General features: G+C 71.5%; 22 protein-coding genes, 1 tRNA gene, 1 pseudogene and 1 riboswitch. Of the genes and pseudogenes, 12 read left to right on the top strand and 12 right to left on the bottom strand.

Annotated elements, in window-relative coordinates:
* Positions 1-3: 3 nt before the first annotated feature.
* Positions 4-816 carry an AraC family transcriptional regulator gene (locus IF655_RS07555; RefSeq protein ID WP_242488586.1) on the bottom strand — a complete coding sequence of 271 codons (813 nt, stop codon included), beginning with the start codon at positions 814-816 and terminating at the stop codon, positions 4-6.
* Positions 817-1,043: 227 nt separating this feature from the next.
* Here IF655_RS07555 and IF655_RS07560 point away from each other — a divergent pair, with 227 nt between their 5' ends.
* The 4 genes from IF655_RS07560 (at position 1,044) to IF655_RS07575 (ending at position 4,667) form a co-directional block, all read left to right on the top strand.
* Positions 1,044-1,970, top strand: coding sequence for a CDP-diacylglycerol diphosphatase (locus IF655_RS07560; protein ID WP_307814877.1), 927 nt, complete (start codon positions 1,044-1,046; stop codon positions 1,968-1,970).
* Between the two features lie 188 nt (positions 1,971-2,158).
* Positions 2,159-2,560, top strand: coding sequence for a BatC protein (locus IF655_RS07565; protein ID WP_199583200.1), 402 nt, complete (start codon positions 2,159-2,161; stop codon positions 2,558-2,560).
* Positions 2,557-3,762 (top strand): cupin domain-containing protein, encoded by a 1,206-nt coding sequence (locus tag IF655_RS07570; RefSeq protein WP_199583201.1) that lies wholly within the window; start codon positions 2,557-2,559, stop codon positions 3,760-3,762. The genes IF655_RS07565 and IF655_RS07570 overlap by 4 nt, the downstream gene beginning before the upstream one ends.
* Before the next feature lie 8 nt (positions 3,763-3,770).
* Positions 3,771-4,667 carry a sucrase ferredoxin gene (locus IF655_RS07575; protein ID WP_199583202.1) on the top strand — a complete coding sequence of 299 codons (897 nt, stop codon included), beginning with the start codon at positions 3,771-3,773 and terminating at the stop codon, positions 4,665-4,667.
* Here IF655_RS07575 and IF655_RS07580 read toward each other — a convergent pair.
* The 5 genes and pseudogenes from IF655_RS07580 to IF655_RS07600 form a co-directional block, all read right to left on the bottom strand.
* A complete protein-coding gene (locus tag IF655_RS07580; protein ID WP_199583203.1) occupies positions 4,637-4,906 on the bottom strand; it encodes a hypothetical protein in 270 nt (89 codons plus the stop codon). The genes IF655_RS07575 and IF655_RS07580 overlap by 31 nt on opposite strands.
* 76 nt (positions 4,907-4,982) lie before the next feature.
* Complete coding sequence (locus IF655_RS07585) at positions 4,983-5,894, bottom strand: hypothetical protein (RefSeq protein ID WP_199583204.1); 912 nt, start codon at positions 5,892-5,894, stop codon at positions 4,983-4,985.
* A 114-nt stretch (positions 5,895-6,008) separates the two neighbouring features.
* Positions 6,009-6,671, bottom strand: coding sequence for a formylglycine-generating enzyme family protein (locus IF655_RS07590; protein WP_199583205.1), 663 nt, complete (start codon positions 6,669-6,671; stop codon positions 6,009-6,011).
* A 37-nt stretch (positions 6,672-6,708) separates the two neighbouring features.
* Positions 6,709-7,023 (bottom strand): multidrug efflux SMR transporter, encoded by a 315-nt coding sequence (locus IF655_RS07595; RefSeq protein ID WP_199583206.1) that lies wholly within the window; start codon positions 7,021-7,023, stop codon positions 6,709-6,711.
* 10 nt (positions 7,024-7,033) lie between these two features.
* A riboswitch (guanidine-III (ykkC-III) riboswitch) is annotated at positions 7,034-7,101 on the bottom strand.
* A gap of 88 nt (positions 7,102-7,189) precedes the next feature.
* Positions 7,190-8,158: pseudogene (locus IF655_RS07600) on the bottom strand (helix-turn-helix domain-containing protein); the annotation flags it as partial.
* 324 nt (positions 8,159-8,482) lie between these two features.
* Here IF655_RS07600 and IF655_RS31620 point away from each other — a divergent pair.
* On the top strand, positions 8,483-8,770 hold the full coding sequence (locus IF655_RS31620; protein ID WP_307814878.1) for a hypothetical protein: 288 nt from the start codon (positions 8,483-8,485) through the stop codon (positions 8,768-8,770).
* Positions 8,771-9,187: 417 nt separating this feature from the next.
* Positions 9,188-10,090, top strand: coding sequence for a lamin tail domain-containing protein (locus tag IF655_RS31625; RefSeq protein WP_307814879.1), 903 nt, complete (start codon positions 9,188-9,190; stop codon positions 10,088-10,090).
* Positions 10,091-10,164: 74 nt separating this feature from the next.
* On the opposite strand, the gene IF655_RS07615 is transcribed toward IF655_RS31625, so the two are convergent.
* The 4 genes from IF655_RS07615 to IF655_RS07630 are packed head-to-tail and all read right to left on the bottom strand — an operon-like array spanning position 10,165 to position 15,788.
* Positions 10,165-12,177, bottom strand: coding sequence for an acetoacetate--CoA ligase (locus IF655_RS07615; protein ID WP_199583207.1), 2,013 nt, complete (start codon positions 12,175-12,177; stop codon positions 10,165-10,167).
* Positions 12,167-13,090 carry a VOC family protein gene (locus IF655_RS07620; protein WP_199583209.1) on the bottom strand — a complete coding sequence of 308 codons (924 nt, stop codon included), beginning with the start codon at positions 13,088-13,090 and terminating at the stop codon, positions 12,167-12,169. Before IF655_RS07620 ends, IF655_RS07615 begins: the two co-directional genes overlap by 11 nt.
* Positions 13,091-13,116: 26 nt before the next feature.
* A complete protein-coding gene (locus tag IF655_RS07625; RefSeq protein WP_199583211.1) occupies positions 13,117-13,977 on the bottom strand; it encodes a fumarylacetoacetate hydrolase family protein in 861 nt (286 codons plus the stop codon).
* Between the two features lie 29 nt (positions 13,978-14,006).
* The gene (locus IF655_RS07630) at positions 14,007-15,788 is read right to left on the bottom strand and encodes an FAD-dependent monooxygenase (protein WP_199583213.1); all 1,782 of its coding nucleotides are present in this window, start codon (positions 15,786-15,788) and stop codon (positions 14,007-14,009) included.
* A gap of 151 nt (positions 15,789-15,939) precedes the next feature.
* On the opposite strand from IF655_RS07630, the gene IF655_RS07635 reads away from it, so the two are divergent.
* On the top strand, positions 15,940-16,641 hold the full coding sequence (locus tag IF655_RS07635) for a GntR family transcriptional regulator (protein WP_199583215.1): 702 nt from the start codon (positions 15,940-15,942) through the stop codon (positions 16,639-16,641).
* A 103-nt stretch (positions 16,642-16,744) separates the two neighbouring features.
* On the opposite strand, the gene IF655_RS07640 is transcribed toward IF655_RS07635, so the two are convergent.
* Positions 16,745-17,701, bottom strand: a complete 957-nt coding sequence (locus tag IF655_RS07640; protein WP_199583217.1) for an amidohydrolase family protein — start codon at positions 17,699-17,701, stop codon at positions 16,745-16,747.
* Between the two features lie 61 nt (positions 17,702-17,762).
* Here IF655_RS07640 and IF655_RS07645 point away from each other — a divergent pair, with 61 nt between their 5' ends.
* Positions 17,763-18,263, top strand: coding sequence for a MarR family winged helix-turn-helix transcriptional regulator (locus IF655_RS07645; RefSeq protein ID WP_199583219.1), 501 nt, complete (start codon positions 17,763-17,765; stop codon positions 18,261-18,263).
* 122 nt (positions 18,264-18,385) lie between these two features.
* Positions 18,386-18,826: a VOC family protein gene (locus tag IF655_RS07650; RefSeq protein ID WP_199583221.1), complete on the top strand. Its 441-nt coding sequence runs from the start codon at positions 18,386-18,388 to the stop codon at positions 18,824-18,826.
* Between the two features lie 165 nt (positions 18,827-18,991).
* Here IF655_RS07650 and IF655_RS07655 read toward each other — a convergent pair.
* Positions 18,992-19,065, bottom strand: a tRNA-Pro gene (locus IF655_RS07655).
* A 104-nt stretch (positions 19,066-19,169) separates the two neighbouring features.
* On the opposite strand from IF655_RS07655, the gene IF655_RS07660 reads away from it, so the two are divergent.
* The 3 genes from IF655_RS07660 to IF655_RS07670 all read left to right on the top strand — a co-directional run bounded on the left by IF655_RS07660 (position 19,170) and on the right by IF655_RS07670 (position 25,223).
* Entirely contained in the window at positions 19,170-19,685 is a 516-nt protein-coding gene (locus IF655_RS07660; RefSeq protein WP_199583225.1) for a DUF309 domain-containing protein, read from the top strand.
* Positions 19,686-19,931: 246 nt separating this feature from the next.
* Positions 19,932-20,705 (top strand): precorrin-6A synthase (deacetylating), encoded by a 774-nt coding sequence (cobF, locus tag IF655_RS07665; protein ID WP_199583227.1) that lies wholly within the window; start codon positions 19,932-19,934, stop codon positions 20,703-20,705.
* A 63-nt stretch (positions 20,706-20,768) separates the two neighbouring features.
* A complete protein-coding gene (locus IF655_RS07670) occupies positions 20,769-25,223 on the top strand; it encodes a WD40 repeat domain-containing protein (RefSeq protein WP_199583229.1) in 4,455 nt (1,484 codons plus the stop codon).
* Positions 25,224-25,639 lie beyond the last annotated feature (416 nt).

Below are 25,639 nucleotides of genomic sequence, written 5' to 3' on the forward strand. Positions count from 1 at the left end.
CGGCTACTTCGTACCGCCCCGCAGCTCCGCCTGATAGCGCCCCGGCGTCTGCCCCACCACCTCGGTGAACGCGTCGATGAAGCTCGACGGGTTCGACCACCCGCACACCATCGCCGTGTCGGTGACCGACAGACCGTGGGTGAGGTGGGCGAGGGCGTGGTGGATGCGCAGGGTCGTACGCCAGCGGTGGAAGCTCATCCCCAGTTCGGCGTGGAACAGACGGCTCAGGGTGCGCTCGCTGGCCCCGGCTCTGCGGCCCAGCTCGGCGAGGGTGGCGGCGCGGGCGGGGTCGGCGTGCAGGAGGTCGGTGACGGCGCGGAGGCGGTCGTCGCGGGGTTCGGGCAGGTGCAGGGAGTGTTCGGGGGTGTCGGACAGCTCGTCCACGACGACGCCGAGCAGACGGGCGTGGGCGCCGGGGCGGCTCTCGGGCCGGTCGCCGGTCAGCGCGAGGACCGCCTCGCGCAGCAGCGGGCTGACCGCGAACACGCTGGGCTGGTCGGTGAGTTCGCCGCACAGGTCGAGCGGGACGGTGAGCAGGCGTACGTCGGTGCGGCTGTAGAAGCGGTGGGAGTGGGCGAAGCCCGGTGGCGTCCAGGTCACGCGGTGGGCGGGGGCGACCCATGTGCCGCGCTCGGTCGTGGTGGCCAGCGCACCGGCGGCGGCGTAGACGAGCTGCCCGTGATCGTGCGCGTGCGGGCCGAGGTGGAAGCCGTGCGGCAGCCACCCGGCGCCCTGCGCGGGCACCCGCAGCGGCTCCGAAGACTCGGGGAACTCTACGGGCTCCGAGGGCTCCGAGGGCTGGCGATTTTTCGGCATCGGACGGCACTTTACCGGCGCCCGGAGACGGACGATTCCCGCCCGCGCGATCCCCACCGCACGAGCCGCCGCATACAACAAATGGAATACCTCTCAATGGCGCAGCACGTGACACCAACCCGTTCAGCCGATGGGAAATACCCTCTTCCGTCCCTACCCTGTGAGCGGATCGACGGAAATCGGAAAACCGGGTCGGAAATCCCCTCTCTCACTCCAGGAGTTCACGCGTGAACGACCAGCAGAATGCGAACGAAGTACCCCGGCGTCAATTCGTCGCACTCTCGGGCGCCGTCGGTGCCACCGTCCTGCTGACCGGCGCGGCGGCTGCGGTGAGCACGCCCGCGGCGGCGGGTCCGGCACTCGGCGGCGGTCCCTCGCCCACGCCCTCGTGCTCCACCTCCCCGCCCGGAGGGGGTGTGACCTGCCCGCCTGCCTCACTCCAGGCGATCTGCGGCAGCCCCACCGACAACGACCCGCTGTGGCACGACGTCCAGTACTGCACGCAGGGAATCGTGCCTCCGCCGCCGCAGCCCAAGCCCGACTGCCTGGTGATGACCCCGCATTACATCATTCTGCACGGCGCGCCCAGAAACACGCACAACTATCTCACGCTGCCCACCTGCCGGATCACCGGTATCGAATGCCCCTTTATCCACACCGACGCGGCGCCGAACTACTGGCACGAGGCGTGGGAAAACGCGCGGAGCGGAGGAAACGTCCCCGTGCAGGCTCCGTATATCGGGCTGGGGATCAACTCGCAGGGCGCCCGCCGTCTCCAGCAACTGCACATTCACATGGCCGCCGTCCGGGAGAGCACCCAGCGGCGGCTGCAGCAGCTCGAAGCGGACGGCCGCATGGCGACCCAGCCCTCCGCCTGGGACAACCCCGCCAACCAGGCGCCCGTCTCGGGTCCCGCGGGCAGCGGCGACCGCGTGTACCGCATCCTGCGGCTCCCCAACCTCCGCGACAACCTCTTCACCCTGCTCTACCAGAACGTGGTGCGCCCGAACTCGCTGGACATGGCGGACCAGACCCTGATCGTGGTCCCGAAGATGACGTCCTCCGGTTTCGCGGGGTCCTTCTACGTCCTCAACAGCGACACGTCGATCCACGACGGCACGAGCACGTGCGACTACCTGCTGGTCTACACCTGACCCCTTCTCGCCTGAGCCGCGGTGGACCGCCCCCGGAACGGCCGGGGCAGCGCCGCCACCGGATGCAGGCCGCCCGTTTCTGGGTGACCGTGGTCGAAGTGCGGTCGTCGCACCGCCGGGGAGCCATGAGCGGCGCCACCGGCGGGCGGCAGGGCACACCATGTCGACGCCGAGGAGGAACTGTGGCCATGTCCAAGAATCCGAACGAGCACGAGGGCCCTGCGGACGGCGGCGCGGCGGGCGAGCCGGGCGTGCACGACGGAGGCGCGGACGGCAGCGCCGAAGGTCCCGCCGACGGCGGCGCGGCCGGGGTGCCCGGCGTCCACGACGGAGGCGCCGACGGCAGCGCGGACGGCGGTGCCGAGGGACCCGCCGACGGCGGCGCGGCGGGAGTGCCCGGTGTCCACGACGGCGGTGCCGACGGCGGAGCCGAGGGTCCGGCGGACGGCGGTGCCGCGGGCGTACCCGGCGTCCATGACGGTGGCGCCGACGGCAGCGCCGAAGGTCCCGCCGACGGCGGTGCCGCGGGTGAACCCGGGGTGCACGACGGTGGCGCCGACGGCAGCGCGGACGGCGGCGCCGGCTCTTGACCGACTCCCGCCCCGGCTCCCGGAATCCCGGCTCCCCCACGGGCGCCGGGATTCTGGAGCGCCGTCTGACCGGACTCGCCTTCGAGGACTTCGCGCGGGACGTCTGGTCGCGGACCGCGCTGCTCACCCGGGGCGCGAGCGACTTCACGGACGTGTTCGACGCCGGTGCCGTGGACGAACTGATCTCGCGCCGGGGGCTGCGTACGCCCTTCCTCCGGGTCGCGAAGGACGGCGCCGTGGTGCCCGAGTCGTCCTTCACCTCGCCGGGCGGGGTCGGTGCCACCATCGCCGACCAGCTCGACGACACGGCGCTGTGGCGGCTGTTCGCGGACGGCGCCACGCTCGTCCTCCAGGCGCTGCACCGCACCTGGGCGCCGGTCGGTGACCTGTGCGCCGCGCTGAGTGCGGAGCTGGGGCACCCGGTCCAGGCCAACGCGTACGTCACGCCGTCGCAGAACCAGGGCTTCGACGAGCACTACGACGTGCACGACGTCTTCGTCGTCCAGATCCAGGGCAGCAAACGCTGGCTCGTGCACGAGCCCGTCCACCCGGACCCGCTGCGCGAGCAGCCGTGGACCGAGCACCGGGCAGCCGTGGCCGAAGCCGCGAAGGGACCCGCGTACATCGACACCGTGCTGGAGCCCGGGGACGTGCTCTACCTTCCGCGCGGCTGGCTGCACGCCGCCCGGGCGAAGGGCGAGGTGTCGATCCATCTGACGCTCGGCGTCCATGTGTGGACGCGCTACGCGCTGGCCGAGCAGCTCGCCGAGGCCGCGCTGACCGCGTTGCGCGCGGACCCCGAGACGCGCGCCTCGCTGCCCCTGGGCGCCGACGGGGCGGAGCGGGCGCTCGACGCGGTCCGCGCACGCCTCACGGCCGCCGTCGCCGGTGCCGACCCGACCCCCCTGGTCCACCGGAGCAGGCGGGGCCTGGGCCGTCCGGCTCCGCTCGGTCCGCTGTCCCAGCTCGCCGCCGTCGAGAGCCTCGACCCCGGGTCTCCGGTGCGGCTGCGCGAGGCGCTGGAGACCCGGCTGGAGGGGACGCGGCTGCGGACCCGGGTCGGCTGGCTCGACTTCCCGGAGTCCGATCTGCCCGCGGTGGTCCGCCTGCTCGACGGCGAGGTCCGTACGGCCGGTGACCTCGGCCTCGCGCTCGCCGAGCGGCTGCTGCGAGCGGGCGTCCTGGTGCCCGCCGGACAGTAGCCGCTCCGGTGACCACCACAGACCGCTTCTTCTGCGCGGACGCCGCCCGGATCCGCGGCGACTCGATGGCGGGCACGGCGCCGCGCGGCGCCGTGTGGGTGCTCGTCGAGTACCGCGGCGCCTGGCCGTCCAACGGCTTCGACGGTCTCGATCTCGCCCCGGAGGTCAAGGACCTCGTCTGGTCCGCCGCCCACGCCGTCCGGGCCCGGATCCTGCTGATCAGGCGCCTCGCCCGCCCCAGACCCGACGGTCCAGGGCGGTGGGCCGTACTGCACTACGAACGCTCCGGCGCCTACCGCCAGCGCTGGGGCACCTGGACCCGCGACGAGGACCTGGCCGAGATCGCGGACGCGCTCCAGTCCCCCGGTCAACTGGACCACCCGCCCGTCGTCCTGGTCTGCGTCCACGGCCAGCACGACATCTGCTGCGCCGTACGCGGGCGCCCCGTGGCCCGCGCGCTCAGCGAGCGCTGGCCGAACCTGGTGTGGGAATGCACCCACGTCGGCGGCGACCGCTTCGCCGCCAACGTCGTCCTCCTGCCCGACGGCGTCTACTACGGGCGCCTGGACGCCGTCTCCGCCGTCGGCGTGGTCGAGGAACACCTGGCGGGCCGCGTCCAGGCGGACCACCTCCGGGGCTACACCGACCTCGCTCCCCCGCAGCAGGTCGCCGTCGCCGCCCTCCTCCAGCGCTTCGGTCCCGCCGCCCGGCACGCCTACACCGTCACCGACACCGCCCGCGACGGCGACGACTGGCGCATCCGCGTCGAACTCCACGCGCCCCACCCCACCGCCTTCGACGTCCGGCTCCACGCCCGGCGCACGGCGCCGTACCGGCTCACCTGCCGGGGTCTGGCGCCGCATCCGACGGTGGGTTACGACGTGACGTCGATCGAGTCCGTCTGAGCCGTTCCACGTCCCTCTGCCGCAGCAGGCTCCGGCGGGTGCTGACAGGGGCGGACCGGGTCGTGCTCGATGAGCCGATTGAAGAACGGCACCGCCGGTGCGACGGCGCCCAGTCCGGCGAGGGCGCTGCGGGGCACGCCCTCACCGGCCGCCAGGGACAGGGCAGCCACCGCAGCGCCGCTGAGTACGGCGAGCAGGAGCACGAGAGCGGACCGGGCTGTCAGCAAGGGCTTTTCCATGAGGCTCCCCACGCCGGAGGTCGTCGCCGGTCGCGTCGTACGGACGGTCGGGGCTGCCCCCGCCGACAGCCGTGTCTCAGTGGTCATCGGTACGGGTGGGCTGGGCGGCACGGCGCGCGTCGCGCCCGAGCCGCTTGAGCTTGCGGCGGACGCGCTCGCCGTACGCGGCGGGCAGCCCGGCGGCCACCGCCGCCTGCCGCCAGGTCTCCCCGGACTCGGCCCATTCCTGAGCCACGCAGGTCTCGTCCGCGTGCAGTTGCCGGAGCACAGCGGCGACGCGGCCGTCGCTCAGCAGGGAACGCAGAACGGCGTCCTCGGCGCTCGAACCGTCGACGACCAGATCCCCCAGCGTCACCCCGGTCCCGATCGGTTTGTCCAGCGACTGCCACCGCTGACCGGCGGTCTTGCGTTCCCACAGGGGCTGCAGACGGCGGTGTTCGGCGAGCGTCTCCCGCTTCAGGAGCCGCAGCACCGAGTCGTCGGCGGTGTGCGGTTGGCGCAGTGCCTCGGCCCAGTCCGTGAGCAGCGCGGTGGAGACCGCTTCCCTCCACTGCGGCGCGTGCTTGGGCGGCATCCCGAGCCATGCCACCGCGAAGTCGTCGACCTCGCGGTCGCGTCCGTCGATCGCCGCCTCCCTGGCGGTCAGGGCCGCCAGCAGTCCGGGGCGCCGACCGGGCACCGGTCCGGTGAGCAGGTTCAGTTCCACCGACAACGACCTGTCCCGGAACCGATAGAGCTGGATCTTGTGGGGGGTGGCTCGCTGAGCGGGTCCGATGGCGACGTTCAGGCGGTCCCAGGCCAGCCCTCTCACGAGCTTCTGCGCCAGACCGATCAGGAGAGACGGCGCCGCCACCTGATCCGGGATGTCCGAGGTGGGCACGACACCGACCATGTAGGTGGCGTCCCTCCGGTCCGTCGGCAGTATCACCTGCTGCCACTTGATGGCGACGCCGTAGTCCGGTCGGGGCTTCTCGGAAGCCGAGGTCATCGGGAAGTCTCCTTGACGATGCGAAGTGCGGTCACTCCTCAGGCCCGGGACGGGGTCCGATCGGCACTCGAATCCGCACTTGGTCGCGTGACGCTCGTCACACTCGCTTCCCGGTCACCGAGGTATGGAGCGCGCGACGCGGAAGCCCACGTCGTCGATCCGGAAGGTCGGGTGACCGCGTCGGCGCACGGATGCCCGGCAGCTCCAGTGCGCGTCCGCCCAGCCACCGCCGCGCAGGACGCGATAAGTGCCGTACACCTCGGGGTCGTAGACGTCCCAGCACCAGTCCCAGACGTTGCCCAGCATGTCGTGGAGACCCCAGGCGTTGGGCTGTTTGCCGCCGACGGGATGGAGCCGACCGTCGGAGTTGCCCTGGTACCAGGCGACTTCGTCGAGGGCGCCGTAGCGCGGGCCGGTGGTGTCCGCGCGGCAGGCGTGCTCCCATTCGGCTTCGGTGGGCAGGCGGTAGCCGTTCGCGGAGGGGTCCCAGTGGGGGGCGGCGTCGGTGTCGGTCTCAATGTCGGGGAGGCGGTAGGCGGGGGTCAGCCCCTCGCGCCGGGACAGCGCGTTGCAGAACCGGACCGCGTCCCACCACGAGACACCCTCGACGGGCAGCCGCTCACCTCGGACACTGCCCGGCCACCGACCGGTGACCTGTGCGTACCACCCCTGCGTGACCGGGAACGCCGACATCAGGAACGGCGCGACCTTCACCGGCCAACTGCGCTGTGTCCGCCGGTCGGACAGGATCACCCGCCCCGCCGGAACGGCCACCATGGTTCGTTCTGCCCCCGAGTCCACGACGCCCCCCTGCTCAACTGGTGAGTTTCAGCCCGATCACGCTGCCGACGATCAGCGCCAGGAACACCACCTTCGGCACACTCACCGACTCGCCCCCGGTGAGCATCGCGTACAGCACGGTGAGAACCGCCCCGATCCCCACCCACACCGCGTAGGACGTACCGACCGGGAGGTCTCGTGTCGCATACGCCAGTCCACCCATGCTCGCGGCGAGCGCCACGACGAACACCAGCGACGGTACGAGCCGACTGAACCCCTCGGACTTCCCCAGCGCGGTGGCCCAGACGGCCTCCAGCACACCCGATACGGCAAGAACGAGCCACGCCACGACAGCCTCCCGCGGGCCGTCTTGTCGCACACCGGGTACGGCACCCCTCGTCCGGAAGCTCCCTTTTCGGGGCTCCCGGCCAAGCTTTCACACGGGGCGCCGCTTGGCAATCAGACCGCGCCGGGGTAGGGACGGCGCCCCTCCAGGTGGTCCCGCATGCGCCGCAGGACGGCGGGGTGTCCTTGCTCAACCGCATCCCCTTGGCCAGCGCCAGGGCGTGTTCGGAGTGCCCGTACTGGACGGCGAGCCGGACGCGTTCGATGCGGACCGACGACGGGCTGAAGACGCTGACCATACGGTTGTCGCCACCGTCGGGGAGCCTGGAGACGCGGGCGGCTTCCTTCTCCGCCCGCTCCATCATCGCCGCCGCGCGCTCGTAGTCACCGCTCCGCGCCGCCGACGTGGCGGCGCTCATCGTCAGAGCGCCCCACACCTTCAGGCCGTCGGCCGTCTCGTCGCGGCCTGCGCTCACCATGTCGTCAGCGGCACGGAGGGCGATACTCAGCGCGTCCTCCAGGCGCCCCTGCCGCTGATAGGTCCACGCCGTCGAGTTGACGATCATCGGCAGAAGCAGCGGGTCGGACGAACACTGCGCAGCGTCCATGGCGCGCTCCAGGCTGGTCAGGGCGAGGTCCGTCTTGCCCATCCGCACGGCGATGTGTCCGGCGAGCTGCAACGCCTTGCCCAAGGCTGCGAAACCGGCCCGTCGGTCGTCCTCGCCCTCCGACGCCGTGGCGGTGCGCGCGTCCGCGAGCAGGTCCGGCAGCGCCTTCATCACCATGTCGAACTCGGCGGCGTGATAGCGGGTCCACCCGTCCGCGATCTGCTCACGGAGACGGTCCAGCGAGAAGTCGGGGCCCGGCGGCTCGGGCTCCGACCCACACAGCACGGGCATGACGGCCCTGCGGACCGCCACGAAGCGCGGACCGTCCGTCTCGCCCGTGGACACGGCCGGTGGGTCCCCGAGCAGCGTGGTCAACTCGACCCCGAGCCCGTTGGCCAGCGCGTGCAGTGTGGGGAGGCGTGCCGAGTACTTACGCCCCTGTTCGAGCTGGCGGATCACATCGACGGACACGCTGGAACGCTCGGCCAGCTCTTCCCGCGTCAGAGAGGCAAGGCGGCGCAGGCGGAGCAGGGTCCGGGCGGCGTCCTGTGGCCGACCGAACCCTGGCCATCAGTGCCGTCATCCGCCACCGTGTTGGGGACGCCTCCGAGGCGCCGCAGCCTTGACCGTCACCGATCAGGATGGAGCCGGGCCGATGACCTCCCCCGTACGCTTGCGCCACTACGGCCACGACGACCTGCCAGACATCCGGCAGACGCTGCTCGACGTCCACGACGATGTCTACGCCGCCGAGATGGAGAACGAGTTCAACCAGCGTTTCTCCTGGTTCGTGGATCACTGGGGCGCGCTCACCCGGACTTCTCCTGCGTCATCGGGTACGACGGCGACGAGGTGGTGGGTTTCGCCTATGGGGCGCCCGCGACCGAAAGCCGGGAGTGGTGGCGGGACCACCTGGAGACAGCCCCGGAGCGTACCGCCACGTTCCATTTCTCGGAGCTGATGGTGCGCGAGCAATGGCGGAAAACGGGAACGGCCGAACGGCTGCACCGCGCGCTGATGGAGACTCGGGCCGAAAGCCTGGCGGCCCTGCTCGTCGATTCCCCGGTGTTCGCGGTGATGCTCGTGGATCTGCCGCCGCGCAGCGGCTCGCATCGGCAGCGGAGCATGTCGCCGTACTCGTAGAAGCCTCGGCTCTTCGTGCTCATCGTGACCCGAATGCGAACGCCTGACGCATCATGGAACGCTCATTCGTCTACTGTTCGTATTTTCCTGTTACGCACCGAAAACACCTTTTGCGCGACCAAGCCGGGCGGCTCGGCGGAGCCGCGCGTGGCTGGAAACCGCTCCCATCGCGATGATCAAAGGATGGGTGCATACGCCCGCGAACTGGGCGTCGCCTCCTGTGGGGTTGGTTGAGTACTACAGGCGACCGTCACGGAAATATCCGGATACGGCAACACGAAACGATGCGCATCCCCTCAACCCGGGCGGACGTGCAGGCTATGTGTCCTCGGCATCAGCCGGGACCCGCGCATCGCCCGCTTCTGACCTGTTCACGCTGGTCAGGGGTGGGCTCGTACCCCAAGGGGAGCACTGTTGATGTCTTCTCGTTCGATCTCCCGCATCGCGGCCGCGTCTCTCGCCGCGGGCGCCGCGCTCGGTGCGGCCGCGCTGCCGGCGTCCGCCCAGACCAGCCCTCACCAGGCGGCCCCGTACCGTTCGGGCGTGGTGATCAGTGGTGTGCAGTACGACTCGCCGGGCTTCGACAACGGCTCCAACTCCTCCCTGAACCGGGAGTGGATCGACGTCAGCAACACCTCCCGTCGCAGTGTGAACCTGAGCGGCTGGACTCTGTCGAACGAGGACGGCCGCGCCTACACCTTCCGCCACTTCCGCCTGGGCGGTGGCTCCACGGTCCGTGTCCACACGGGCGTCGGCCGGGACACCTTCCGGGACGTGTACCAGGACCGCCGCAACTACGTCTGGGACAACTACTCGGACACCGCCACCCTCCGCAACGACCGCGGCCGGTTCGTCGACGACGCCTCCTGGGGTGGCCGTCGCGACCCCGTCCGGAACGGCTGGCACCTCGGTGACCTCCTCGGCCGTCACGACCGCGGCCACGGCGGGGCGCACCACGGCGTCCCCGGCGGAGGGCCCCGCGGCGGCAGCCAGGGCGGCCAGGGCAACCACCAGGGTCACCCCGGCCAGGGCGGCGGCCAGCACCACGGCGGCCACAACGGCCAGGGCGGCAACCCGAGGCAGGGCGGCCAGGCCGGCCAGGGCGGTCAGAGCCAGGGCGGCACCCAGCAGCAGGGCGGCCAGAACGGGCAGACCGGCAACCAGGGTCAGTCCGGCCAGCCCAGCCAGGGCGGTCAGCCCGGCCAGAACGGTCAGAACGGTCAGAGCGGTCAGCCCGGCCAGAACGGTCAGAACGGTCAGGGCGGTCAGGGCGGTCAGGGCGGTACCCAGCACCAGGGTGGCCACAACGGCCACCACTGACCCCGTGTCGCCCGGTGACCGGTGAAGTCGGTCACCGGTCACCGGGCGACCTCTCGTCGGCGGCGCGCAGCGGCTCACCCAGCCTCTGCGCGCCGCTCCGCGTGACCCGCGTCGGGGCGGCCCGCCATCCGGTCGGCTGCGATCCGGACGAATTGGGTCAGCGCGTCGGCGGAGACGAGTGCGGCGGGGTTGGCGACGCTGGACGGCGGGGCGCCCTGGAGGATGCGTTTGACGGGGACTTCGAGCCGTTTGCCGGTCATGGTGTGCGGCAGGGAGGGGACGGCGATGACGTCGTCGGGCACGTGGCGGGGTGAGACCTCGGTCCGGATGCGGTCGCGCAGTCGGGCGACGAGGTCGGGGGTCAGGTCGTGTCCGGGGGTGAGGACCACGAAGAGGGGCATCCAGTAGCCGCCGTCGGGTTCCTCGACGCCGACGACGAGCGCGTCGGCGATGTCCTCGACCTGGTCGACGACTTCGTAGATCTCCGCGCTGCCCATGCGGACGCCGTACCGGTTCATGGTGGCGTCGGAGCGGCCGTGGACGACGACACCGCCGCGGGTGGTGACGGTGACCCAGTCGCCGTGGCGCCACACGCCGGGGTAGGTGGAGAAGTAGGCGTCGCGGTAGCGGACTTGGCCGGGGTCGTTCCAGAAGTACAGCGGCATCGAGGGCATCGGGCGGGTGACGACGAGTTCGCCGACCTCGTCGGTGACGGGCTGCCCGTGCTCGTCCCAGGCTTCGAGGGCGACGCCGAGTGTCCGGGCTTGCATCTCGCCGGGACGGGACGGGAGGGTGGGTACGCCGCCCGCGAAGCCGGAGACGATGTCGGTGCCGCCGCTGGCGGCGGCGAGCCAGGTCGCGGGCAGGGTTTCGTGGAGCCACTGGGCGGTGCCCGAGGGCAGGGGTGAACCGGTGCTGCCGAGCCCGGTCAGCTTCAGGTCGTAGGCCGTGCCGGGGCTGGTGCCGTCCTTGTGGGCGGCGGTCAGGTACGCGGGGCTGGTGCCCAGGAAGGTCAGCCGTTCGTCCGCGGCGAGCTGCCACAGGGCGCCGGGGTGCGGCCAACTGGGGCTGCCGTCGTAGAGCACGATCGTGGCGCCGAGGAGCAGTCCGGAGACCTGGATGTTCCACATCATCCAACTGGTGCTGGTGTACCAACTGAAGCGGGAGGCGGCGTCCAGGTCCGCGTGGAGCCCGAGGAACTTGAGGTGCTCCAGGGTGACCCCGCCGTGGCCGTGCACGATGCCCTTGGGGCGGCCGGTGGTGCCGCTGGAGTACAGCACCCACAGCGGGTGACCGAAGCGCACCGGGGTCGTCTCCAGCGCGTGGTCGCCCCGGGTGAGGGTGTCGAAGTGGACGGTGCCGGGCGGCTGGGTGCCGCCGATGTGCGGGACCCACACGGTGGTCCGCACGGACGGCAGGAGGCGGCGGAGCTGGTCGTTGTGGGCGGAGCGGTCGTGTTCCCTGCCCGCGTAGCGGTAGCCGTCGGCGACGAACAGCACGGTCGGTTCGAGCTGGCCGAGGCGGTCGGCGGCGCCGTCGGGCGAGTACTCCTGGGAGCAGGCGGACCAGACGGCGCCGACGGCAGCGGTGGCGAGGAACGCGACGACGGTGGCGGTGATGTTCGGGAGGTAGCCGACGACCCGGTCGCCCGGCCCGATGCCTTCGGTCCGCAGCCAGTGCGCGAGGGAGGCGACGCGGTCGCGGAGTTCGTCACGGGTGACCTCGTGCCGGTGCCCGCCTTCGGAGACGGCGACGATGGCGGTCCGCTCACCGGTGTGACGCAGCGCCTGCTCGGCGTAGTTGAGCGTGGCGCCGGGGAACCAGACCGCGCCCGGCATCGCGTCGTCGGCCAGCACCCGCCCCGCGCGCTCGTGGAAGCGGACGTCGTAGAAGTCGGCGATCGCCTGCCAGAACTCCTCCAGCTCGGTGACCGACCAGCGCCAGAGCGCCTCGTAGTCGGCGAAGTCACCGAGTCCCCGGGCGTCCAGCCACCGGACGAACGCGGCGATCCGTGTGCGGGAGGCGGCTTCCGGGTCGGGCGTCCACTCCTCCGGTACGGCGACGGGTCCGGGTTTCTCAGCCCGCACTGTGCGCCCCCGTCATCATCGCGGCGAGGTCCTCGGGCATGAGGAACGACGGAGGTGGCGGCGGACCCCAGTTGAACAGGCTCCTGGCGCCTTCCCAGACGCCCGGCTTCCAGAGCGCGTCGTCGACGATGCAGTCGATGTCGGAGTAGTACTCGGAGAAGTTGCCGGCGGGGTCCTTGAGGTACCAGAAGAAGTTGGACCCGATGTGGTGGCGGCCCAGTCCCCAGACGTGCCGCTCGGGGTTCTCCTCCAGCATCGCCATCGCGCCGCGCCCGATCTCGTCGATGTCCTCGACCTGCCAGGAGGTGTGGTGGAGGAAGTTCACCGGCGCCTGCTGGACCAGCACGTTGTGGTGGTCGGTCGAGCAGCGCATGAACGCCGCCAGGGACGGGACGACGTCGCTCACCTTGAACCCGATGCCGTCGGTGAAGAACCGCTGGGTCGCCGCCTGGTCGGTGGACCCGATGACCACGTGCCCCAGCTTGCGCGGGGTCACCCGGCCCTCGCGCAGGACGCCGGACGCCCGCGTGTTGGCGCGGTCGATCCGTCCGGGTCCGTTGTACGGCGTGGGTTCGACGCGCTGCTGCTCGATCCGGGGCGCCACCGAGATCACGGCGCGGAACCCGGCGATCGGCTCCTCGGTCACGAGCGAGTCGGCCGACCGCTCGACCGGCAGTTCCAGGGCGCCGAGTTGACGCTCGATCCGGTCGAGGTCGTCGGGGTGCTCCGCGCCGATGCCGATCTCGACGAGGCGGCGCCGCGGTGCGTGGGCGAGCCTGAACTGCTCGCCGCCGTCCGCGGTGGCGAACGCGTTCCCGCCGAGCGGGGTGAGGCCGAAGTCGGTGTAGTAGGCGGCGGTCGCTTCGACGTCGGGGACGCCGACAGTGATGGAGGTGAGGCGGTGCAGGGCCATGGTGTTCCTTCCTTCCCTGTCGGGTCTCAGGAGGCGGTGGTATACGGGATGCCGGGTACGCAGCGCTGACGGAGCTGTCCGATGCCCTCGACCCAGGTGACGACCTCCTCACCGGCGACCAGGAACCGCTTGGGGTTCCGTCCGCCGCCCACACCACTGGGCGTTCCGGTGAAGATGAGGTCTCCCGGCTGCAGCGGCAGGACCGCCGAGAGCCGCTCGATCAGGACCGGGACCGAGAAGATCAGGTCGCCGGTCCGGGCTTTCTGGACCTGCTCCCCGTCGATGCTGCAGCCGATTTCCAGGTTGCCGGGGTCCGGGAACTCGTCCGGGGTCACGACGACCGGTCCGATCGGCGCGAAGCCGGGGAAGGACTTGCCCAGGCTGAACTGCGGTGCGGGCGGGAGGAGTTGGCGCGTCCGCTCGGAGTAGTCCTGTCCGACGGTCAGTCCGGCGACGTACGCCCACGCGTCGGCCGCGGTGACATGGCGTGCCTCCCGGCCGATGACGACGACCAACTCCGCCTCCCAGTCGACGGTGTCGCCGGGCAGCGCGAGTTCGCCGTACGGTCCGGTGAGCGAGGTGCGGAACTTGGTGAAGACCGGCGGCTCGACGGGGAAGTCGAGCCCGCTCTCGGTGGCGTGCTCGCGGTAGTTGAGTCCGATGGCGAAGATCTGACCGGGCTCCGGGACCGGCGCGCCGAGCAGGGTCTCGTCCAGGGGCGTGCCGTCGGGCAGGTCTGCCGACGCGGCCCAGGCGGTGAAGTCCCGCCAGTCGCGGTACACGGCTGTCGGGTCCGGTCCGAACCGGCCCCGGCTGGCCTCTTCGACGTCGACGGCGCCTGTCGCGGTGACCAGGACGAGCCGTCCGGCGAGGTTGGCGATACGCATGGGGATTCTCCTCGTAAGGGCTCGTGGGGTCAGCGCAGCTCGGTCGACAGCACCTGGGACAGGGCGTCCTTCAGTACGGCGTGCGGGTCCGCGACGGCGTCGATCGAGCGGAACGCGACGTACCGGTCGGGACGCACCAGGACGGCACCGGCCGGGGAGATGCCGCGGTTCTTCAGCCAGGCGCAGCGCACGTCGATGAAGTCGGAGTCGAGGACGCCGACGGTGCCGGCCACCAGGGGCACGCCGTTCTCCGAGGCAAGCTTCTCGGCGGCCTCGACCCAGGCGCCCCCCTCCTCCCCCGCCAGGAGCAGGAACCTGCCGCCGTGCACGAGGGCGCCCAGCGGGACGCGCTCGCCCTGCCGCTCGACGAACGCGTGGGGCATCGGGTGACCCGGCCGGGTGCTGGGCTCGTAGAGGCGGACGGGGTCGAGCGGGACGTACGCGGGGCTGCCGTCCGGCACGATCGCGGTGGAGTCGTAGCGGTAGCCGAACTCGACGTTGTGGTGGTGGAACTCCATGGTCTGCGAGGCGATCGCCCGGTTCAGGGCGTGCCGCTTGGCCGCCGAGTCCGGGAGGTCCTGCCACAGCGGGGCCAGCTCGGCCCAGTTCTGCTCCGGGGTCTTGTCCGCCGACAGGTTGAGCGCCCGGTCGATGGTGAAGTGGTTCAGCGCGTTGGCGATCGCGCTGTCGATGTTGTGCTGGTCCACCGGTTTGCGCTCGGTCTCGTAGGTGTCCAGCAGACCGTCGCCCGCGCGACCGGCCAGGACCGCGGCCAGCTTCCAGCTCAGGTTGTAGACGTCGTGGATCGCGGAGGTCAGCCCCAGACCGCCCGTCGGCGGGTGGCGGTGGGCCGCGTCACCGGCGAGGAACACCCGGCCCGCGCGGAAGCGGTCCGCGATGACGCCTTCCATGGTCCAGGTGCTGATCCGGTGCACCGTGGGCACCAGTTCGGGCGGGAGTCCGAGCGTGGCGCGCATGCGCGCGAGGACCTTCTCCTCCTTCATGGCGTCGGGGTCGCCGGTGGCGTACTGCATGTGGAAGACCCACTCCTCCGACGCCGGACCCCAGTGGTCCGGGCCCATGGGGACGAGGACGCCGCTGAACGATCCTCCGAAGTCGGGGTTGACCAGCCAGCGGATCAGCACGTCGTCGTCGGTGGCCCACGGCGACAGGTCCGCGCTCATGTGGATCGAGAGCATCTTCATGATGTCCCGCTGTCCGTTCATCTCCACGCCGACGAGGCGACCGACGGTCCGTCCGCCGTCGGCGGCGATCAGGTAGCGGGAGCGCACCTGGTACGTCGTGTCGGTGTCCTTGTCGCGGACGGTCGCGGTCACGCCGTCCCTGTCCTGCACCAGGTCGACGAGTTCGTGGTGGAAGCGGACACCGCCGGGGTTCAGCTTCTCGGCGTGCTCCTTCAGGACCGGTTCGAGCCGGATCTGCGGCAGATTGCAGGTACGGCACGGGCTCGCGGCCACGTAGTCGGGGTCGGTGTAACCCCCGCCCCAGGCTTCGAGTTCGCCCAGTTTGCGGCCGTAGTTCTCGTGCGGACCGGCGAGACCTGCGTACCAGGCGCTTGCCCGCATGTGCTCCGGCGGGGTGCCGCGCTCGTAGATCTCGGCGGCCACACCGACCTCGGTGAAGATCTCCATGGCCCGCTGGTTGAGCACGTGTGCCTTCGGCAGCGTCGAGGTGACCGGCAGGGCGCTCACCAGCAGCGAGTCGACGCCGAGGGTGGACAGCGTCATCGAGGCGGTGAGACCGGCGCCACCGCCGCCCACTATGAGCACGGGGACCTGGATGTCAGTCATGGAACGTCTCCTTGATCGGGACCGCGACGCTGCGGCCCTCGACGGTGCAGGGCGTGGACCACATCGTGCGCTCGGGAAATCGATCCGTCAACGTAAAATCGATTTTCTTTCCCGGTGTCGATATCCCGGACCGCTCGCCTAGACTTCCCCCATGGCCACGAGTCCCACGAAGCCCACCCGCGCCCAGGAGGTCTACGACCGCATCCGTGGCAGCCTCCTCCGCGGCGAACTGGCGCCCGGGAGCAGGCTCAGGATGGGCGACTTCACCGAGCGGTACGGCGTGAGCCTCTCCGTCGTCCGGGAGGCAGTGACCCGGCTGGCCGGCGAAGGTCTGGTCGAAGCCACCCCCCAGCGCGGCTTCGCGGTCGCCGCCCTGACGGTCGACGACCTCCAGGACCTGACGCGCACACGCGTCCTCATCGAGACCCTGGCCCTCGCGGAGTCGGTCAAGCACGGCAGTCTGGCCTGGGAGGCGTCGGTCGTCGCCACGCATCACGCCCTGGCGCACACGCCCATGCTGACCCCCGAAGGTCACGTCGACCCGGCGTTCACCGTCGCCCACCGGGACTTCCACCACACCCTGCTCGCAGGCTGCGGCAGCGCGCGGCTGGAGGCGATCGCGACCGGGCTGCGGGACTGCGCCGAGCTCTACCAGTACTGGTCCCACGAGTTCGGCGGTGACACCACCCGTGACATCGCCGCCGAGCACAGGGCCATCGCCGAACTCACCGTCGCCCGCGACGAAGCAGGCGCGACCCGGGCGCTCCGCGAGCACATCGAACGCACCACCGCCGCCCTCATCCGCTACGCCGAGCGGCTCGCCGACGGCGACGCCGAGCGCGCCTCCGCCTGAGCGAACACCCCATCTCCCGGGGGAGGTTCGCGACCCGGACCTCGAACCGTTGAGCCCCGCCGGAGTGACCGGCGGGGCTCAACGGCCTTGCGGGTTCCCCTTGTCAGCGGGCGAGCCGGGGGAAGAGGGCTTCGGCGTTGCCGCGGTCGATGGCGGCGCGCTGGTGGTCGTCGAGGGGGTAGGCGTCGAGCTGCCGGGTGAAGTAGGCGGACATCTCGGCGGTGGCGTACGGGAAGTCGCTGCCGAAGGTGATGTGCGTGGGGTCGGCGAAGGCGAGCAGGGTGGGGAGGGTGTCGGGGTTGGCGCTGAGGGCGGTGTCGAAGTAGAAGCGCCGCAGCTCGGCGAGGATCGCCTCGTGGGACATCACGGGCTGGACCCCGCTGACCTGCTGGTGCGCCTGGAGCGCGAGGGCGATGCGATGGGCGGCGTAGGGGAGGAAGCCGCCGCCGTGGGACAGGATGAAGCGGATGTCCGGGTGGCGGGTGGTGGTGCCCGACAGGACGAGGTTCATCGCGGCGCGGGTGGTGTCGAGCAGGAAGTCGGCGGCGTAGGGCGGGATGCCGGGGACGAGCGGTCCGGGCAGCTCGGCGGGGTGGATGAAGACGGCGGTGCCGCGGCGGCCGAGTTCGGCCATGAGCGGTTCGAAGGCGGGGTCGCCGAGATAGGTGCCGCTCTGGTTGGCGAGCAGCACGATGCCGTCGGCGCCCAGCTCGTCCAGGGCGCGGGCGGCCTCGTCGAGCGCGCCGTCGACGTCGGGCAGCGTGAGGGTGGCGAAGAAGCCGTAGCGGTCGGGGCGGTCCTTGACGATCTCGGCGGCGTAGTCGTTGACCTTGCGGGCCCAGGTGGTGGCCTCGGCGCCGTCGCCGAGGTAGGTGCCGGGGGTGGAGACCGACATGACGGCGGTCTGGATGCCCTGGCTGTCCATGAAGGCGAGGTCGGTGTCGACGTCCCATTGCGGGATGGGCAGACCGCCTGCGGTCACGCCGCGGGAGAGAAGCCAGTCGCGGTAGTGCGGCGGAACGATGTGGTGGTGGGTGTCGATGCGTGCGGGACCGGTCACGATGGTTCACCTCTGTGTGACTTAGCAAGCTAACTCTTAGCTTTGCTGTTAACGTAGACCCATGACCCCGCCCATGCAAAACGGACGCCCCGCCCCGGGGTCGACCGGCGATCGTCCGCCACAGGCCGACGACGCGGAGTTCCAGGAGTTCACCCGGGCCGTGCAGGACCTCCTCACCGCCGTCCGCCGCAGCCGGGGGCGGATCGCGGGCCAGACACGTCCCGCCCTGTCGCTCTCCCAGGTCCAGCTACTGGAATCGCTCGCCGAACAGGGCACCCTCGGCGTCAGCGAGATGGCCGAGCACGCGGGCGTCACCACCCCCACCGCCACCCGCATGCTCAAGCAGCTCGAACGCGACGGCATCGTCACCCGGACCCGTAAACCCGGTGACGAACGCCGCGTCGAGATCGCCCTCACCGAGACCGGCGCCACCCTGCTCGCCGACCACCGCGCCCGCCTGCGGGAACGCCAACTGCGCGCGTTCCGCGAACTCACCCCGGAGCACCGTGCGGTGGTCACCGAGCTCACGCGCAGGCTCAGCGATCTGGTCGACGAGATGTGACGATCCCGAACGGTGACTTCGGAGGCGGAACCGGCGTTGGTCCGTCCACGCGCCCCTCTGGGGATACGTTCCACATATGGCGCGACCACAGGAGTCCGGCCACAGGAATAGGAGGAGCCCACATGGCGATTCAGCGGATGGACAACGTCGGCATCGTCGTCGAGGACATGGACGCCGCCGTCGCGTTCTTCGTGGAACTCGGCATGGAACTGGAGGGCCGGGGAGAGGTCCAGGGCCTCTTCGCCGACCAGTGCACCGGACTCGACGGCGTCCACTGCGACATCGCGATGCTCCGGACCCCGGACGGTCACAGCCGCATCGAGCTGGCGAGGTACCGCAGCCCCGAGGTGATCGACCCCGGGCCGCGCGACCGCCCGCACAACATCCTCGGCACGCACCGCGTCATGTTCGCCGTCGACGACATCGAGGACACCGTCGCCCGTCTGCGCCCCCACGGCGCCGAACTCCTCGGCGAGATCGCCCGCTTCGAGGACAGCTACCTGCTCTGCTACCTCCGCGGCCCGGAGGGCGTGATCGTCGGGCTGGCCGAGCGACTGGGCTGAGAGCTTGGTGCGAGGCGCGCGTGCGGGGTGGGACCCCGGCGCCGGTCCGCCCGTCCGGTCAGGCACGGCCGCCGCACGGAGGGCGTGTCGCAGACCTCGCGCACAACCGCTGAGGGCCGGTCTCGGATTTCTCCGAAACCGGCCCTCACCTGCGACTGTCTCCAGTCGGGACGACAGGATTTGAACCTGCGACCCCTTGACCCCCAGTCAAGTGCGCTACCAAGCTGCGCCACGTCCCGATGCGCTTACTCGCGGTGACCCGCGTGATCGCGCGAACAGCACTTTACCCCACGTAGGGGGCTGGACCGAAGCGGGGTCGGGTGGGGAGGGGACAATCGGTCGTATGGAAGACGCGGACGCGAGGCCGGTGGACGACGGGCGGGACCGGGACATCGAGGGGCGGGCGCGCAATGCGCGGCCCCGGGACGGGCTGGGGCGGCCGTTGCCGTACGGCACGGAAGGCGTGGAGCGGCAGCCGGAGGGGGTCGTGCGGTCGCCCGGGGAGACGGTCGTAGAAGCGCAGGCGCTGCTGGACGCGGGGAAGCCGTTCCACGCGCACGAGGTGTTCGAGGACGCCTGGAAGTCGGGGCCCGAGCGCGAGCGGGAGCTGTGGCGGGGGCTGGCCCAGGTCGCCGTCGGGCTCACCCACGCGGCTCGGGGCAACATCAAGGGTGGCGCCCGTCTGCTGCGGCGCGGTGCGGGGGCTGTGCGGGAGTGGGGGGTGGAGAGCGGGGAGCCCCTGCCGTACGGGATCGATCTCGCCGGGGTCGGGGAGTGGGCCGTCGGGCTGGCCGAGCGGGTGGAGACGGAGGGTGGAGCCGTCGATGCGGGGGTGGAGGCGCCTAGGCTGCGTGCCTGAGCGGGACTGATCGGGTCCCCGGGGCGTGGCTCTATTCCCTGAGCGGGACTGATCGGGTCCCCGGGGCGTGGCTCTATTCCCTGAGCGCGCCTGATCCAGTTCCACGGGTAGCGGCTCTCCGCCCGGCGCGCGCCCGACCCAGTCCCCGGACCGCAGCTCTCCACCTCGGGGCGCGCCCGCTCCCGCCCACCGTCCGCGACTCGGCCCCGCCCACCCTCGCCGAACCCCGTACGGCACACTCGACCCGTGCGAAAGATTCATGTCATCGGGATCGGTGCCGGCGACCCCGACCAGCTCACGCTGCAAGCCGTCAAGGCGTTGCGCGGTACCGATGTGTTCTTCCTGCTGGACAAGGGGGAGGCGAAGAGTGATCTGACGGGGCTGCGCCGGGAGATCCTGGACGCGCATCTGGAGCCGGGTTCGTACCGGGTCGTGGAGGCGCGTGACCCCGAGCGGGACCGGAAGGCGGGCGGGGCGGGGTACTCGCCGGCCGTCGGGGACTGGCGGAGCGCGCGGGCCGGGATCTACGAGCGGCTCATCGGGCAGGAGGTCGGCGCGGACGGCACGGGCGCCTTTCTCGTCTGGGGCGACCCGGCGCTCTACGACAGCACGCTCGCCATTCTGGAGGAGGTGCTGGAGCGGGGCGCGGTGGAGTTCGAGTACGACGTGATACCCGGGATCAGCAGTGTCTCCTCGCTGGTCGCGCGGCACCGTACGGGGCTGAACCGCGTCGGACGTCCGGTGCAGATCACCACCGGGCGGCGGCTGGCGGAGGGCTTCCCCGACGGGGTGGACGACGTCGTGGTGATGCTGGACGCGCATCAGACGTTCCGGCAGTACGCCGACGAGGACATGGACATCTACTGGGGCGCGTACATCGGCACCCCGGACGAGATCCTCGTCTCCGGTCCTCTCGCCGAAGCCGCCCCTCGCATCGAGGAGTTGAGGGCGGCGGCGCGGGAGCGCAAGGGCTGGATCATGGACACGTATCTGCTGCGCAGGCACGGGGGCGAGAGCTGACTCCGGAGGGGATTCACCGCAAGTCCCGTTCCCTGGGCGGTCGTTGGGTGCCAGGATGAAGGTGTGACGGATCTGTCCGGGGAGGGCGTACGCGTCCTGCTGATCGGCACGGAGAACCATCCGGGACCGACGCTGGCCTCCGTGCCCGCCGTCTCCCGTACCGTGGAGGCGCTGCGCCTCCGGCTCATCACGGTCTGCGGGGTCGCGCCCGGTGCGATCCGTACGCTGCTCGATCCCGCCGACGCCCACGCGATGGCGGCGGCCGTGACGGAGGAGGCGCGGCGGGCCCGTACGGTGCTGCTGATCCACTACGTCGGGCATGGACTCATCGGTCCCGGGGACGAGTTGCACCTCGCCGCGAGCAGCACCGACCGGCTCACCCCGGGCCTCGCCGCTCATCAGGCGCTGCCGCTCTCCGCGTTGCGACAGGCACTCACCCTCTGCCAAGCCCCGTCCGTCGTCGTGGTGTTGGACTGCTGCTTCTCGGGTCGCGCGGGGATGCGCGCCCCGGCGCCGCCTCCGGCGTTCATGCTTCCGGCGGCGCACGGGGTTCATCTCCTCGCTTCCGCAGAGCAGTTGGCGCTCGCGCCGGAGGACGCCGAGTACACGACCTTCACCGGTGAACTGATCCGGTTGCTCGACCACGGCGACCCGCGCGGACCCCGGCTGCTGACCCTGGACGCCGTCTACGACTTCCTGTTCCGCAGCCTGCGTGCCAAGGGCGGTCCGTTGCCGCGCCGCCAAGCCGGGGACCGTTCGGGCGAGTTGGTGATCGCGGTCAATCCCGGCCGCCCGGTCGCGGACGACGCCGATCCACCGGACGACCACGATCGCGACACCGCGCCAACCCGTTGCCCCTACCTCGGTCTCGACGCGTTCACCGTGGACGACGCCGATCTGTTCCACGGGCGGGAGCGGCTCGTCGAGGAGTTGCTGGAGACGTGCGCCTCCGCGGTGGACGCCGGGCAGCCGGTCATCGTCGTCGGGCCGTCGGGCGCGGGCAAGTCCTCGCTGCTGCACGCCGGTCTGCTGGCGGAGCTGCGCCGGGGCACCCCGTGGCTGCCGGGCTCCGAGGGCTGGCCATGGATGGTGCTCACCCCCGGCGACGATCCGATGCGCGCGCTGGCCGCCGTACTGCACCCGGAGGGACCGGCCGGGGCCGAAGCTCTCACCGAAGTCCCCGGTACGGCTGCGGTGTTGGCGCGAGAACTGACCCAAGAGCGCTTGGTGCTGGTGGTCGACCGGCTGGAGGAGTTGTTCACGGCGGGGGAGCGCGAACGAGCCGCGTTCTGCGCGGCGTTGGGGGCGCTGGCCGGGGACGGCGGGCGCGCCCTCGTCGTCATGGCGTTGCGCGCCGACTTCTACGGTCAGGCGCAGTCGCTCCCCCACCTCGCCGAGGCTCTGCGCCGTCACCAGGTCCAGGCTTCACCGATGCGTCTGGAGGAGCTGCGGGCCGCGATCGAGCAGCCCGCGGCGACGGTCGGGGTCCGGCTGGACGAGGGTCTGGCGGACCTGATGCTGCACGAGCTGGACGCCGTACGACCGCCGGGACCGCGGTCCGGCACGCTCCCCCTGCTCTCCCACGCGCTGTGGGCGACCTGGTCGGAGAGCGGTCGCGCGCGGCTCACCCTCGCCGGTTACCGCGCGAGCGGGGGCGTCGCGACCGCGCTCAGGACCACCGCCGAGCGTGTGTACGACGCCCTCGACCCGGCGGGGCGGGACGCTCTGCGCCGTATGCTGCCGCGATTGGTGCGGATCGACGACGGCACCGTGGACACCGGGCGCCCGGCGGAGCGCGACGCGCTGCTGGACGGCGTCGCGGACCGGCGGGCGGCCGAGGACGCGTTGCAGCGCATGGCCCGGGAGCGGCTGGTGGTGCTGCACGAGAGCACCGTCCGGCTCAGCCACGACGCGCTGCTCACGGCGTGGCCGAGGCTGCGCGGGTGGATCGAGGCGGACCGCGACTGGTTGCGGACCCGGCAGCAGTTGGCCGCCGACACCGACGCGTGGGTGCGCGCGGGCCGCGACCGGGATCTGCTGTACCGGGGGAACAGGCTGGCGGCGGCCCTGGAGAGCGCCGAACGCGCGGCCCGTGATCAGAACGACGAACCCCGGCTGACGGAGTTCCTCGACGCGTCCGCCCACGAGGAGCGGCGGGCGGCGCGGACCCGGAGCGCCGTGATCGCGGTCCTGGTCGTCCTGCTGCTGATCGCGACGGGCGGTGGCGTCACGGCCGCCGTCTATCAGCACGATGCCGCTTCCCAGCGCGGCCGGGCCGTCGCCCGCCTGATGGCGAACGAGGCCGTGAGCCTGCGCGACACCCAGCCGGGACTGGCCAAGCAACTCAGCGTCGCCGCCTACCGGTTGGACCCGCAACTCAGCGTCGCCCCGCTCCTCTCCATGCTGGAGACCCCCGGGTCCTACGACGGTCAGGATTCCGTGGTCGACCTCGCCCGCACCGGCGACGGACACCTGCTGGCCCTGTCGACCGGTCGGTCCGTGGTCCTGTGGCGTACGTCGGGCGGGCGGGTGGCGACCGTGCCGCTGTCCGGTGCGGGTGGGGTCGCGCTGAGTACGGACGGACGACTGCTGGCGGCGCTCGCGGCGCCAGAGGAGTCGGGCTCGGAGGCGGCCGCGAGCAAGTTGTCGGCGACGGTCCGCCTGTGGTCCCTCGCCGACCCCACCCACCCTTCTCAACTCCCCGCGCCACAAGGCGTTTCCCGCTCCGCCACCGCCCTCGCCTTCTCCCCCGACGACCGCGCGCTCGCCCTCGGCACCACCTCCGGTGCCGTACGGCGGTGGGACCTCCGCGATCCCCGGACGCCCCGAGCCCTGCCGGACCTCACCGGGCCGAAGAGCCCGCTGGACTCCCTCGCCTTCGCGCCTCACGGTCACCTGCTGGCCGCCTCGGGCACGGACGGGCGGGTCCGGCTGTGGGACACCGCCGCCGACACGACCCGCACGGCTCCGGTGGCGACGGTGGCCGGGGCACCGCTGCCCACCGAGACCCCGCGCGGGATTCCGCACCGCGTCGCCTTCCGCCCCGACGGCACCGTGCTGGCCGGGCCCGGCGAGGGCGTACGCCTGTGGAACGTGTCCGATCCGCGCAAGCCCGTACCGCTGGGGAAGGTTGGCACCGAAGACAGTCTGGGTTCGTGCCAACGAGCCCTGATCTCCGCCGCGTTCAGCCCTGACGGGCACGTACTCGCCACCCCTTGCGGGACGGAACTGTACCTGTGGGACGTCACCGACCCGGCGCACATCAGCCAGGCCAACGCGCTCGTCGAACCGGACACGTACACGAGCGGTCCCGTACCGGCGCTCTTCGCGCCGAGCCGCGATCCCGTGCTGTTGCTGCACGCCTCGACCACCGGCGTCCACCTGTGGGACGTGACCAACTCGGGCCGTCCGGGGGCGGCTTCGAGTCTCGGTCGCTCTCCCTCGGGGTTCGGGCTCACCACGCGGTTCAGCGGCGGGAAACGGCGGCTGCTCGTCGTGCACGGCGCCGACCGGTCCGCCCTGTGGGACATGTCCGGACCGCCACCCCACCGCAAACTGGCCGACCTGCCCGGCAGCGGGGACATCGCCGCTGGGTCGGCTGCCTTCAACCCCGGCGGCACCGTGCTGGCCGAGGCCGAACGCGCGGGCGGTGCACCGGTGGTCCGCCTGCGTCCTACGGCTCGCCCCACGTCGGTGCTCTCAACTCTCCGTTCTCCTACGGACGGTGTGGAAAGCCTCGCCTACAGCGCGGACGGCCGTGTCCTGGCCGTCTCCGACACCGGCTACTCCACCCATCGCAAAAGTCCGCCCACGGTACGGCTGTTCGACGTGAGCCGCCCGCAACAGCCCCGGCAGCTCGCCGTGATCCACGACACCGCCTTCCACCTCACCTTCTCCCCCCAAGGACGCCTCCTCGTCGGCAGTTTCGGCGACCGGCTGCTCCTGTGGGACGTCTCCGACGCCCGGCACCCGGTCGCGAAGACACCCCGCCCCCTCTCCCCCGGCTCGGCCGACGCCGTACCCGCGTTCCGTGGTGACGGACGCCTGCTGGCCGTCTCGGACTCCGGAAACGCCGTCCGCCTGTGGGCCGTTGAGCACAACGACCTCGCCGCCAAGCCGCTCGGCGAGATCCGCACCCTCGGCACCGGCGGCCCCCTCGCCTTCACCCCGGACGGACACACCCTCGCCGTCGCCAGCACGGGCGTGCTCAAGAGCTTCACCGGCGCGACCACGAGCCACATCGAACTGTGGGACGTCACCGCCCCCTCACTCCCCGTCTGGCGCGCCTCGTTCGGCTTCACCGCGACCGACCTCGGCGTCGACAGCCTCTCCTACAGCCCCCAGGGCCATATCCCCTACCTCGCGGCAGCAGGCGGCACCGTGTCCGTCTGGAACACCGACCCACGCGAGGTCGCGGACCATGTGTGCCGGAGCGCGGGCGATCCGATCACTGAGGCGGAGTGGGAGCGGTATGTACCGGACACGGACTTCCGGGCGCCGTGTCCTGCGGGCAAGTGACCGGCGGGTCAACGGGGTTCAGTCTCCTGAGCGTTCCCTCATACCTGAACGTCAGGTGTCCTGGATCTGAGGGACTCGCCCGTATCGACACCTTCGGCGAACAGACGTCGAAGATGCTCGGCCAGCAGGTCGGGGGCGGTTGACGGAGCAATGGGCAGCCATGTCACCGCGTCGAGCACAGGGTCGCCCGCCGCATCGAGGGGAGCGCAGCCCCAGCCCCGGCATCCCTCTCTCGCCCCCAGAACACTACGATCCCGTGCGCCCATGGCCCTCGACCGAGCGCCTGGTCCCCCTTCGTCCAGTAGAACGCCGTCCCACCGGCCTCGTCCCATCGCTCTCCTCGCGACAGGCCCGCGTTGTCGAAAGCCTGAGCCGAGGCTGAGCAGTACTGCCGGGCCTCGGCATAGCTCGTTGCG

Origin of the sequence: Streptomyces sp. DSM 110735 (assembly GCF_016482685.1) — a bacterium.
In the GTDB taxonomy this organism is placed as follows: Bacteria; Actinomycetota; Actinomycetes; order Streptomycetales; family Streptomycetaceae; genus Streptomyces.

Bases quoted from the DNA above. Each gene is read 5' to 3' on its own strand.
- IF655_RS07625 (WP_199583211.1), bottom strand. From the start codon at position 13,977: ATGCGTATCGCCAACCTCGCCGGACGGCTCGTCCTGGTCACCGCGACA.
- IF655_RS07630 (WP_199583213.1), bottom strand. From the start codon at position 15,788: ATGACTGACATCCAGGTCCCCGTGCTCATAGTGGGCGGCGGTGGCGCC.
- IF655_RS07620 (WP_199583209.1), bottom strand. From the start codon at position 13,090: ATGGCCCTGCACCGCCTCACCTCCATCACTGTCGGCGTCCCCGACGTC.
- IF655_RS07555 (WP_242488586.1), bottom strand. From the start codon at position 816: ATGCCGAAAAATCGCCAGCCCTCGGAGCCCTCGGAGCCCGTAGAGTTC.
- IF655_RS07580 (WP_199583203.1), bottom strand. From the start codon at position 4,906: ATGGAAAAGCCCTTGCTGACAGCCCGGTCCGCTCTCGTGCTCCTGCTC.
- IF655_RS07650 (WP_199583221.1), top strand. From the start codon at position 18,386: ATGGCGATTCAGCGGATGGACAACGTCGGCATCGTCGTCGAGGACATG.
- IF655_RS07660 (WP_199583225.1), top strand. From the start codon at position 19,170: ATGGAAGACGCGGACGCGAGGCCGGTGGACGACGGGCGGGACCGGGAC.
- IF655_RS07565 (WP_199583200.1), top strand. From the start codon at position 2,159: ATGTCCAAGAATCCGAACGAGCACGAGGGCCCTGCGGACGGCGGCGCG.
- IF655_RS31625 (WP_307814879.1), top strand. From the start codon at position 9,188: ATGTCTTCTCGTTCGATCTCCCGCATCGCGGCCGCGTCTCTCGCCGCG.
- IF655_RS07645 (WP_199583219.1), top strand. From the start codon at position 17,763: ATGACCCCGCCCATGCAAAACGGACGCCCCGCCCCGGGGTCGACCGGC.
- IF655_RS07590 (WP_199583205.1), bottom strand. From the start codon at position 6,671: ATGGTGGCCGTTCCGGCGGGGCGGGTGATCCTGTCCGACCGGCGGACA.
- IF655_RS07635 (WP_199583215.1), top strand. From the start codon at position 15,940: ATGGCCACGAGTCCCACGAAGCCCACCCGCGCCCAGGAGGTCTACGAC.
- IF655_RS07585 (WP_199583204.1), bottom strand. From the start codon at position 5,894: ATGACCTCGGCTTCCGAGAAGCCCCGACCGGACTACGGCGTCGCCATC.